This window comes from Quadrisphaera sp. DVD1 (assembly GCF_058932755.1).
Genome location: NZ_JBZYWI010000108.1, coordinates 1 through 10,579, shown reverse-complemented (window position 1 = coordinate 10,579; position 10,579 = coordinate 1). Strand labels below are relative to the sequence as shown.

The following is a 10,579-nucleotide window of genomic DNA, read 5'->3' as shown; positions in this document are numbered from 1 at the left end:
GCGCCGCGCGCGGACGCGCGCCGGTGCCGCCAGCCACTCGCCGAGGGTGACGCCCGCGGCGAGCGCCAGGGCCACGCCGAGCGCCTCGACCAGCGGCCCGAGCCCGGCGGCCGGGCTGACCGTGGTCATGACGAAGATGGCGCGGTAGATCGCCAGGCCCGGCAGCAGCGGCACGATCGCGCAGGTGGCCACGACCACGGGCGGGGCCGACAGCCGCGGCCCGAGCCGCTGGGCGAGGACGCCGATGACCAGGGCCGCCCCGGCGCTGGCCACGCCGGGGCCGGTGCCGATGACCTCCAGGCCCACGAGCACGGCCCAGCCGATGCCGCCGGTGAGGGCGGCGAGGACGGCGGCGCGCCGCCCGGCGTGCCCGGAGACCGCCCAGGCGCCGCTCGCGACCGCCGCCGCGGCCGCGGCCACGGGCAGGGCGTGGGCGGGCGGTGCCGGGGTGAGCAGGGGCAGGTCGAGGCCCCAGCGCTGGGCGAGGTCGAGCACCCCGGCGATCCCCACGACGATCCCGGTGGTCATGAGCACGGTCTCGAAGGTGCGGGCGGACGCCGTGACGTAGTAGCCGCCGATGGCGTCCTCCACCGACCCGACGAGGGACAGGCCCGCCAGCAGCACGACGATGCCCGAGCCGACGACGAGGGAGGGGGAGAGGGCGAGGACCTCCGGGAGCCACGGCTCGGCCAGGAGCAGGCCGACCGCCACCAGGGTGGCCAGCGCGGCGCCCGCGGCCTGGGTGAAGAAGGGCGGCAGCCGGCTGGCCGCCCCGACCGCGAGCACGCCCTGCACCGCGGCGGTGGTCAGGGCCGCGACGACCGCCACCGCCGCGCTCCCGCCGAGCAGCACGGCCACCGCCGCGGCGAGCACCGCGGCCGCGGCGCGGGCGGTCAGCGGGTGGTAGAGCCGCGGGCGGGCCAGCGCCTCGCGCAGGCGCCGCTCGACCTCGGGCACCGGCAGCCCGTCGGCGGTGCTCGCCAGGGCGTAGAGGTGCGCCAGGCGCCCGTAGTCGGTCTCGCGCTCGGGCACGGTGCGCAGCACGGTCAGCGGCGTGCCGTCCTCGCGGATGGTCGAGATCGTCACCGACGTGAAGGTGACGTCGACCTGGCAGGTGGCCAGCCCGCCGCGGTGGGCGACGCCGACCGTGGTGCTCGTGACGTCGGCCGCCGAGGCGCCGCTGGACAGCAGCGCCTCGGCCAGGCGCACGAGCACCTGGAGGAGCTGGGTGGCCTGCGCCTCCGGCAGGCCCCCCTGGACGCGCTGCTGCTGGCGCCGGTCCCCGGCGCGGGAGGACCCGACCACCCGCGCGACGCTACCCGCGCGCGGCTCCCGCCGGGCCGGGTCCGCCGGGTGCGCGCACCGGCAGCGGCAGCACGCCGCCGCGCTCGACGGCGGCCAGCCTGTCGCCCAGCCCCCGGCGCTCCATCGCCGCCGTGAAGTCGGCCAGCCCGGACCGGAAGACGCCGTAGTCGTCGAGGTGGATCGGCACCGCGGTCCCCGGGCGCACGAGCTCGACGAGGTCGGCGCCGGCCTCGCCGTCCATCGTCACCACGAGCCCGCCGGGCAGGGTGGTGCCGCCCAGGTGCAGGACGCCGACGTCGATCGAGGGCCACCGGCGGGCGATCGCGCCGAGCCCGTCGAAGAGCAGGGTGTCGCCGGTGACGTAGACGCGCAGCACCAGCTCGGCACCCGCCCCCCGGTCCTCGCGGAACTCGAGCATGCTGCCCATCACCGGGGGCAGCAGGAAGCGCAGCGGTCCGGGCGCGTGCCGGCCCGGCAGCGCGGTGACGGTCAGGGTCGCCGAGCCGCGCCGCAGCTGGTGCACCTCCCAGGGGTCCAGGCCCACCGCGCCGGTGAAGCCCTGCGGGCGCAGCCGCCGGCGGGCGTGCTTCGTCGTCACCACCGGCAGGTCGTGGTCCAGGCCGCGCCGGGCCTCGCGGTCCCAGTGGTCGCCGTGGGCGTGGGAGAGCACGACGGCGTCCAGGGCGGGCAGCTGGTCCACCGACAGCGCCGGCTCGGTCAGGCGCTTGGAGCTCAGCCCGTACCCGAGGTAGGCGCGCTGGCCCTGGTGGAGGAAGTTCGGGTCGGTGAGCACGGTGAAGCCGCAGCAGCGGAGCAGCGTGGTCGCCGTCCCGACGAACTGCAGCGAGGCGCCGTCCGGCGAGCCGGGGACCGAGCCGGGGACCGAGCTGGGGCCCGTGGGGGCGGGGGTGGCCATGCGGGCCCCTACCCAGCGCGCCCGCCTAGACTCACCCCCCATGCCCGCCATCCCCCGCGAACAGGTCGCGCACCTGGCCCGGCTCGCCCGGATCGACGTGACCGAGCCCGAGCTCGACCGCTTCGCCGACCAGCTCGGGGCGATCGTCGACGCCGTCGCGTCCGTCTCCGCAGCCGTCGCCCGCGACGAGGCCGCCACCGGCCTGCCCGTGCCCGCGACCTCGCACCCGATCCCGCTGCGCAACGTCACCCGGCCCGACGTCGTCGTGCCGACCCTCACCGCCGAGGAGGCGCTCGCGGGCGCCCCGGCGGCCGAGGACGGCCGCTTCCTCGTCCCGCGGATCCTCGGGGAGGAGGCGTGAGCGACGTGAACCCGCTCATCCGCGCCGACGCCTCGGCGATGGCGCAGCTGCTCGCCGCCGGTGAGGTCTCCTCCGTGGAGCTGACCCAGGCCCACCTGGACCGGATCGCCGAGGTCGACGGCCCCGCCGCGACCGGCGTCCACGCCTTCCTCCACGTCGCCGCCGACCGCGCCCTGGACGCCGCCCGCGCGGTGGACGCCGCCCGCGCGGCGGGGGAGGAGCTCGGCCCGCTGGCCGGCGTCCCGATCGGCGTCAAGGACGTCATGGTCACCCGCGGCCTGCCCACCACCGCGGGCTCGCGGATGCTCGCCGGCTGGGTGCCGCCCTACGACGCGACCGTGGTGCGCAGGCTCCGCGAGGCCGGCCTCGTGACGCTCGGCAAGACGAACATGGACGAGTTCGCGATGGGCTCGAGCACCGAGCACTCCGCGTTCGGCCCCACCCGCAACCCCTGGGACGCCACGCGGATCCCCGGCGGCTCCGGCGGCGGCTCCTCCGCGGCGCTCGCGGCGTTCGAGGCCCCGCTGACCACGGGCACCGACACCGGCGGCTCGATCCGCCAGCCCGCCGCGGTCACCGGCACGGTCGGGGTCAAGCCGACCTACGGCGGCGTCTCGCGCTACGGCCTCATCGCGCTGGCCAGCAGCCTGGACCAGGGCGGCCCGTGCGCGCGCACCGTGCTCGACACCGCGCTGCTGCACGAGGTGATGGCCGGGCACGACCCGCTGGACTCCACCTCCCTGGACCTGCCCGTGCCGCCGGTCGTGGCCGCGGCCCGCGAGGGCGCTCGCGGCGACCTGACCGGCGTGCGCGTCGGCGTCGTCCGCGAGCTGGACGGCGAGGGCTACCAGGCCGGCGTCCGCGCCCGCTTCGCCGAGGCGCTGGCCGAGCTCGAGGCCGCCGGCGCCGAGGTCGTCGAGGTGAGCGTCCCCAGCGTCGAGCACGCCCTGGGCGCCTACTACCTCATCCTGCCCAGCGAGGCGAGCAGCAACCTGGCCCGCTTCGACGGCATGCGCTACGGCCTGCGGGTCGTGCCGGACGGCGACGACGTCACGGCGGAGCAGGTCATGGCCGCCACCCGCGCCGCCGGGTTCGGCGACGAGGCCAAGCGCCGGATCATCCTGGGCACCTACGCGCTGTCCTCGGGCTACTACGACGCCTACTACGGCAGCGCGCAGAAGGTCCGCACCCTGGTCCAGCGCGACTTCGCCGCGGCGTTCGCGCAGGTCGACGTGCTCGTCTCCCCGACCGCGCCGACCACGGCGTTCCGGCTGGGGGAGAAGCTCGACGACCCCCTCGCCATGTACCTCAACGACGTCGCCACCATCCCGGCCAACCTCGCCGGCATCCCCGGCATGTCGCTGCCGGTGGGCCTGGCCGACGAGGACGGCCTGCCGGTCGGGCTCCAGGTGCTGGCCCCGGCGATGGCCGACGACCGCCTCTACCGGGTGGGCGCCGCCCTGGAGGCGCGCCTGCTGCACGCCTGGGGCGCACCGCTGCTCGACCGCATCCCCACCTGGCGCCCCGCAGCCGAGGAGCTGTCCGCATGAGCACCCCCACCCCTGCGCTCGTCGACTACGACGACGCCGTCGCGCGCTTCGACCCGGTGATCGGGCTCGAGGTGCACGTGGAGCTCAACACGGCCACGAAGATGTTCTCGAGCTCGGCGACGGAGTTCGGCGCCCCGCCGAACACCCAGGTCGACCCGGTCAGCCTCGGGCTGCCCGGGGCGCTGCCGGTGCTCAACGCCGCCGCGGTGGAGTCCGCCGTGCGGATCGGGCTGGCGCTGAACTGCACGATCGCCGCCGAGTGCCGGTTCGCCCGGAAGAACTACTTCTACCCGGACATGCCGAAGAACTTCCAGACCAGCCAGTACGACGAGCCGATCGCCTACGACGGCTGGCTCGACGTCGAGGTGCCGGCCTCCGAGGACGGCACGCGGCCCCCCTTCACCTACCGCGTCGAGATCGAGCGCGCGCACATGGAGGAGGACACCGGCAAGTCGCTGCACGTGGGCGGGGCCACCGGCCGCATCCACGGCGCCGAGCACTCCCTCGTCGACTACAACCGCGCCGGCATCCCGCTCATCGAGATCGTCACCCGGCCGCTGGTCGGCACCGGCGAGCGCGCCGGTGAGGTGGCGCGCGCCTACGTGGCGGTCCTGCGCGACCTGCTGCGCGGCCTGGGCGTCTCCGACGTGAAGATGGAGCAGGGCTCGATGCGCTGCGACGTCAACCTCTCCCTGCGCGAGACCCCGGACTCCCCGCTGGGCACCCGCACCGAGACCAAGAACGTCAACTCGCTGCGCTCGGTCGAGCGCGCCGTGCGCTACGAGGTCAGCCGCCAGGCCGCCGTCCTGCTGGCCGGCGACCGCGTGGTGCAGGAGACCCGGCACTGGCACGAGGACACCGGCCTGACCACCTCGGGCCGGGTGAAGTCCGACGCCGAGGACTACCGCTACTTCCCCGAGCCGGACCTCGTGCCGGTCGCCCCGGACCCGGCGTGGGTGGAGTCGCTGCGCGCCTCGCTGCCCGAGCCGCCCGCGACCCGGCGCCGCCGGCTGCAGGAGGCCTGGGGCCTGACCGACCTGGACATGCGCGACGTCCTCAACGCCGGCGCGCTGGACCTCGTCGAGGCGACGACGGCGGCGGGGGCCTCGGCCGCCAGCGCCCGCAAGTGGTGGACCGGCGAGCTGTCCCGCCACGCGAAGGCGGCCGGCGGCGAGCTGGCCGACCTGCCGGTCACCCCGCACGACGTCGCGGAGCTGCAGGCGCTGGTCGAGGGCGGCAGGCTCAACGACAAGCTCGCCCGCCAGGTGCTCGAGGCCGTGCTGGCCGGCGAGGGCTCGCCCGCCCACGTCGTCGAGGCGCGCGGGCTCGGCGTGGTCAGCGACGAGGGAGCCCTGCTCGCCGCGGTGGACGACGCGCTGGCCGCCTCGCCCGACGTCGCGGAGAAGATCCGCTCGGGGAAGGTCGCCGCGGCGGGCGCCGTGGTCGGCATGGTCATGAAGGCGACCCGCGGGCAGGCGGACGCCGCCCGGGTGCGCGAGCTGGTCCTCGAGCGGGTCGGCGCCCCGTCCTGAGCGGGCGGCTGCCGCCGCGTCACTGAGCGTGACCGGCGGCAGCCATCTGCGACGAAGCGCCGTTTCCGGGCGGGCGCGCGTGCCACCCTGCGAGGGCTCGGACCGCCCGCTGCCGGAAGGCTGGTGCCCCCATCTCTCGACGTGACCCGTTCGCCCCCGTGGCGAGCGACGCGACCGCCCGCTCCCTCCGCGAGGAGAGCGCGGCCGGGCCGACGCCCTACTCGGTGCCCGTCGCCGGCGCCGCCGGGCCGGTGACCCGCTACACCGACGGGGTCGAGCGCACGAACCTGGGCTCGAACAACTACCTGGGCCTGACCACCGACCCGCGCGTGGTCGAGGCGGCGCGGGCCGCGCTGGAGCTCTACGGCACCGGAGCGTCGGGCTCGCGCGTGCTCAACGGCACCTCGGGCCTCCACCTCGCGCTGGAGGACGAGCTCGCGGACTTCTACGGCGTCGAGGCGGCCGTGGTGACCTCCAGCGGGTTCACCGCCAACCTCGCCCTGCTCTCGGCCGTCGGCGGGCCGGGGGACGCCGTCCTCGTCGACGCGCACGCGCACGCGTCGATCCAGGCCGGCGCCGCGGCCTCGCGGGCGCAGGTGCTGCGCTGGGGCCACAACGACCTCGCCTCGCTGCGCTCGCGCCTGGAGCGCGTCGACGCCCGCGCCGGGGTCGTCGTCGTGGCCGACGGCGTGTACTCGATGCAGGGGGAGACCGCGCCGCTGGCCGGTCTCGTGGCGGTGTGCGCGGAGGCCGGTGCGCGGCTCGTCGTCGACGAGGCGCACGGCATCGGCGTGCTCGGGGCCACCGGCCGCGGCGCCGCCGAGGCGGCCGGCGTCCTGGGCGACGTCGACGCCGTGACGATCACCATGAGCAAGTCGCTGGGCTCCTGCGGCGGCGCGGTCCTGACCAGCGCGGCCCTGGCCGAGGGCCTGCGCACCCGGGCCGTGCCCTACGTCTTCGCCGCCGCCAACGTGCCGGCCTCGGTGGGCGCGTCGCTGGCGGCCCTGCGGGTGCTGCGCGCCGAGCCCGAGCGCGTCGCCCGGGTGCGGGCGCTCAGCGCCCTGCTGCGCCGCGAGCTGGCGCGCTGCGGCGTGCCGGTGCTGCCGGGGGAGGGCGCCGTCGTCGCGGTCCCGGTCGGGGACGACGAGCGGGTGCTGCACGCGTGGCGCGCGGTCTTCGACGCGGGCGTCTACGTCAACGCCGCCATCCACCCCGCGGTGCCCCGCGACCAGGGGGTGCTGCGGCTGTCGGTGATGGCCACCCACACCGAGGAGCAGCTCGAGCGGGCGGTGGGCGTGGTCGCCGCGGCGCGCGTCCCCGAGGCCCCGGTGCGGCCCTCGGTGGTGCAGCTGCCCGCCGACGCCGACCTCCACGTCGACCTCCACGCCGACCGGCGCCCGGCGCCGCTGGTGCTGCCGGCCCAGCACCGTCCGCCGGCGGCCGCCGCGGCCGCGAGGGCGGCCGGGCCCGCCTGAGCCGACCGGGGCGCGCTCGCGCCGAGGGGTTCAGGAGGCGCGCCGGGGCGCCGACGAGAAGGGCGTGTCCTCCGCCCTGCCGCCCGTGACCCCGCCTCGTCGCGCCCTCGGCCCGGCCGTGATCGGCGGCGCGGTGACAGCCGCCGCGACGGTGGCGCTCGGGGTGTCGGGCTCCGCGTGGGCCTTCCCCGTCGGCGCCCTGCTCTCGGGCCTGCTGGCGCTGGCCGGCGGGGTGGTGCTCGTCGCGCGCGCCCGGGGCGCCGGCGACCGAGCCCGCTTCCAGGCCGTCTTCGGCACCGGGGTGGTGATGTGGGGCGTCGGCCAGCTGATGATCGCGGCCACCGCCCTCGCCGCGCCGGGCTCGCCGCAGGTCTCGACCGCCGGGGACGTCGTCTGCACGGCGGCGGCACCGCTCGCGCTCGTCGGCATCGCGGCCTTCCCCCGCGGCCGCGGCCGCGGCCCCGCCGGCCGCCGGCGGCGGCTGGCCATGGACGGTCTCGTCCTGGCCGTCGCCGCGACGGCGCTGCTGTGGTTCGCCGCCTTCCAGCCGGTCACCTCGGCCGGCTCCGACACGGTGCTCGCGGTCGCGGTGCTGCTGGCCGACCTCGGGCTGCTCTCGGTGGGCCTGCAGGTCTCCCTCGCCGGGCTCGACCGCGGCGTGCTGGTCGCCGCCTGCGGCTTCGCGCTGTTCACCCTGGGCGACCTCGTGGTCACCCACGACCTCGTCCAGGCGGGCGGCACGTGGCCCTGGCTGGCGCCCGCCGCGGCGTGCCTGGGCTGGCCGCTGATCTCCGTCGGGCTGCTCGCCGTGGCCTCCGGGCCGGTCGGGCCCCGCCGCCTGCGCGAGCTGAGCGTCGAGGCCCGCACCAGCGCCCCCACCACCGTGCTCGTCATGGCCCTGGCCGGAGCGCTGGCGATCAGCGCGCTCGCGCACCCCGCGGGCCTGGACGCCGTCAGCGTCGGGCTGTCCGTGGCGCTCGTCGTCCTCCTGTGCGCCCGCGAGCTCGTGCTGCAGCACCAGCGGCTGCAGCTCGTGCGCACTCTCACCGACCAGGCGGAGCGGGACTTCCTCACCGGCCTGGGCAACCGGCGCGCGCTGGTCGACCACCTCGAGGACCAGGACCACCGCGGCGCCGGGGGGTGCGTCGTGGTGCTCGACCTCGACGGCTTCAAGGAGGTCAACGACCGGATCGGGCACTCCGCCGGCGACCGCCTGCTCGTGGAGGTGGCCCGCGCCCTGCTGGCCAGCGCGCCCCGCGGGTGGCGGTGCTACCGGCTCGGGGGTGACGAGTTCGCCCTCGTGGGGCCCGGCGACGGCCCCGAGGCGGCCGCGGGCACCGCCACCGTGCTGGCCGCCGTGAGGCGCGCCGCCACCGCCCTCGACGGCGTCGCGCAGGTGGTCGTCTCCGCCAGCGCCGGCGTGGCGGTCCTGCCCGGCGGCGGCTCGGGCGACCCCCTGCTCGGGCTGTCCGACGCCAGCACGGCGATGCAGGAGGCGAAGCGCGCCGGCCGCGACCGCGTCGTCGTCCACACCGAGGACGTCGCCGCCGCGGCCCGGCGCCGGGTGCTCATCGCCCACCGGCTGCGGGCCGCCCTGGCCCAGGACCGCCTCGACGCGGCCATGCAGCCGGTGGTCGACATCGCCACCGGCGCGGTCGTCGGCTTCGAGGTCCTCTCCCGCTGGACCGACGCCGAGCTCGGGGTGGTGCGCCCGGACGAGTTCGTGCCCGTCGCCGAGCAGCACGGCCTGGTGGTCGAGCTGGGGGCCGCCGTGCTGGGCCGCGGCCTGGAGGCCCTGCGCGCCGTCGGCGGCGTCGAGCGCCGCCTGCGCGTGTCGGTCAACGCCTCGCCGCTGGAGCTGCGCACCCCCGGCTACGTGGATCGCGTCCTCGACGCACTGCGCCTCGCCGGCGTGCCCGCCGACCTGCTCGTCGTGGAGGTCACCGAGGCCGTCTACGTCACCCCGGACGACCCGGCCGTCACCACGCTGGAGGCGCTGGAGGCCCGCGGCGTGCGGATCGCCGTCGACGACTTCGGCACCGGCTACTCCTCGCTGTCCTACCTCGGGCGCCTGCCCGCCCACGTCGTCAAGATCGACCGCTCGCTGACCGCCGGGCTCGCCGAGACGCGCACCCGCGCGGTCGTCGAGGCGCTGGTGCGGATGGGCCGCGCCCTGGGCCTGGAGGTCATCGCCGAGGGCGTCGAGCACGCCCACCAGTCGGCGGCGCTCACCGCGCTCGGCGTGCGCCTGGGCCAGGGCTGGCTGTGGTCGCGCGCGATCGCCGTCACCGACCTCGCCGAGCTCACCCGGGTCGTCGGCCCCCGCGCCAGCGGTGGGGCCGGCGCGTCCGCGGCGCGGCTGCCCGCGCCGCGCGCCTCACTCCAGCGGTAGCCGCACCAGGCGGTCGTCGCCGGGGCTCCCCTCCCCGCGGGCGGTGTTGTTGGTCAGCAGCCACAGGGACGAGCGGTCCGGGCCCACGACGACGTCGCGCAGCCGGCCCAGCTCCCCGGCCAGCAGCGCCTCGGGCTCGCCCACGGCGCCGTCCGCCAGGGGAAGGCGCCACAGCCGCTGCCCGCGCAGCGCGCTGAGGTAGACCGCGTCGCCGGTGACGAGCAGCCCGCTGGGCGAGGCCTGCGAGGGCGCCCAGGTCACGAGCGGGTCGGTGAAGCGCTCGCGGTCCGCCGCGGAGGTGGCCAGGCCCTCCACCTGCGGCCAGCCGTAGTTGCGGCCGGGCTCCAGCAGGTTCAGCTCGTCGGCGGCGTCCTGCCCGAACTCGCTCGCGTACATCCGCCCCTGCGCGTCCCAGCCCAGGCCCTGGACGTTGCGGTGCCCCAGCGTCCACACCGGCGAGCCCGGCACCGGGTTGCCCGGCGCGGCCCCGCCCTCCGGGGTGATCCGCAGGACCTTGCCGCCCAGGTCGTCGGGGTCCTGCGAGCGGCGCGGCTCCCCGGCCTCGCCGGTGCTCACGTAGAGCATCCCGTCGGGCCCGAAGGCCAGGCGCCCGCCGTGGTGGACCTGGCCCGAGGGGATGCCGGTGAGCACCGGCTCGGGGTCGGACAGCGCTCCACCGCTGCCGGCGTCCCCCGGCGCGGGGTCCGAGAGCCGCATCCGCACCACCCGGTCGTCCTCGGCGGTGGTGGTGAAGGCGTAGACGGTGCGGTCGCTGGCGAAGGCGGGGGAGGCGGCCAGGCCCAGCAGGCCGCCCTCGCCGCGCGGCGCGACGCCGGGCACGGCCCCGTCCTCGCCGCCGGCCAGCACGGGCCGCGCGACGCCGTCCGCGCCGACCCGCACGACGCGCGCGGTGTCGCGCTCGGTCACCAGCGCCGTGCCGTCGGGGAGCACCGCGACGGTCCACGGCACGGAGAGCCCGGTCACGACGTCCTGCGGGGCGCCGGGTCGCCCCGTCACCGGGGCGGGCGCAGCGGGCGGCGCGGCGGAG

The 10,579-nt window shown here is 77.5% G+C and carries 8 protein-coding genes; 5 read left to right on the top strand and 3 right to left on the bottom strand.

Going from position 1 to position 10,579, the window contains the following annotated elements; all coding sequences use genetic code 11:
- A partial coding sequence (locus tag AC5FZL_RS12215; RefSeq protein ID WP_493618976.1) for a threonine/serine exporter family protein occupies nt 1–1,305 on the bottom strand: 1,305 nt, incomplete at its 3' end.
- A gap of 10 nt (nt 1,306–1,315) precedes the next feature.
- Complete coding sequence (locus AC5FZL_RS12210; RefSeq protein WP_493618974.1) at nt 1,316–2,221, bottom strand: MBL fold metallo-hydrolase; 906 nt, start codon at nt 2,219–2,221, stop codon at nt 1,316–1,318.
- A 40-nt stretch (nt 2,222–2,261) separates the two neighbouring features.
- Here AC5FZL_RS12210 and gatC point away from each other — a divergent pair, with 40 nt between their 5' ends.
- The 5 genes from gatC (at nt 2,262) to AC5FZL_RS12185 (ending at nt 9,531) form a co-directional block, all read left to right on the top strand.
- Nucleotides 2,262–2,582 carry an Asp-tRNA(Asn)/Glu-tRNA(Gln) amidotransferase subunit GatC gene (gene gatC / locus AC5FZL_RS12205; protein WP_493618973.1) on the top strand — a complete coding sequence of 107 codons (321 nt, stop codon included), beginning with the start codon at nt 2,262–2,264 and terminating at the stop codon, nt 2,580–2,582.
- Between the two features lie 38 nt (nt 2,583–2,620).
- Nucleotides 2,621–4,132 carry an Asp-tRNA(Asn)/Glu-tRNA(Gln) amidotransferase subunit GatA gene (gatA, locus tag AC5FZL_RS12200; protein ID WP_493618978.1) on the top strand — a complete coding sequence of 504 codons (1,512 nt, stop codon included), beginning with the start codon at nt 2,621–2,623 and terminating at the stop codon, nt 4,130–4,132.
- Complete coding sequence (gene gatB / locus AC5FZL_RS12195) at nt 4,129–5,664, top strand: Asp-tRNA(Asn)/Glu-tRNA(Gln) amidotransferase subunit GatB (RefSeq protein WP_493618971.1); 1,536 nt, start codon at nt 4,129–4,131, stop codon at nt 5,662–5,664. The genes gatA and gatB overlap by 4 nt, the downstream gene beginning before the upstream one ends.
- 158 nt (nt 5,665–5,822) lie before the next feature.
- Nucleotides 5,823–7,139: an aminotransferase class I/II-fold pyridoxal phosphate-dependent enzyme gene (locus tag AC5FZL_RS12190; RefSeq protein ID WP_493618969.1), complete on the top strand. Its 1,317-nt coding sequence runs from the start codon at nt 5,823–5,825 to the stop codon at nt 7,137–7,139.
- Between the two features lie 64 nt (nt 7,140–7,203).
- Nucleotides 7,204–9,531, top strand: a complete 2,328-nt coding sequence (locus AC5FZL_RS12185) for a putative bifunctional diguanylate cyclase/phosphodiesterase (protein ID WP_493618968.1) — start codon at nt 7,204–7,206, stop codon at nt 9,529–9,531.
- Here the strand turns inward: AC5FZL_RS12185 and AC5FZL_RS12180 are convergent.
- Nucleotides 9,517–10,579: PQQ-dependent sugar dehydrogenase (locus AC5FZL_RS12180; RefSeq protein WP_493618966.1), on the bottom strand; the 1,063-nt coding region annotated here is incomplete at its 5' end. The two genes, AC5FZL_RS12185 and AC5FZL_RS12180, sit on opposite strands and share 15 nt — an antisense overlap.

Coding starts and splice junctions, on each gene's coding strand:
- AC5FZL_RS12210 (WP_493618974.1), bottom strand. CDS start 2,221: ATGGCCACCCCCGCCCCCACGGGCCCCAGCTCGGTCCCCGGCTCGGTC.
- gatC (WP_493618973.1), top strand. CDS start 2,262: ATGCCCGCCATCCCCCGCGAACAGGTCGCGCACCTGGCCCGGCTCGCC.
- gatA (WP_493618978.1), top strand. CDS start 2,621: ATGGCGCAGCTGCTCGCCGCCGGTGAGGTCTCCTCCGTGGAGCTGACC.
- gatB (WP_493618971.1), top strand. CDS start 4,129: ATGAGCACCCCCACCCCTGCGCTCGTCGACTACGACGACGCCGTCGCG.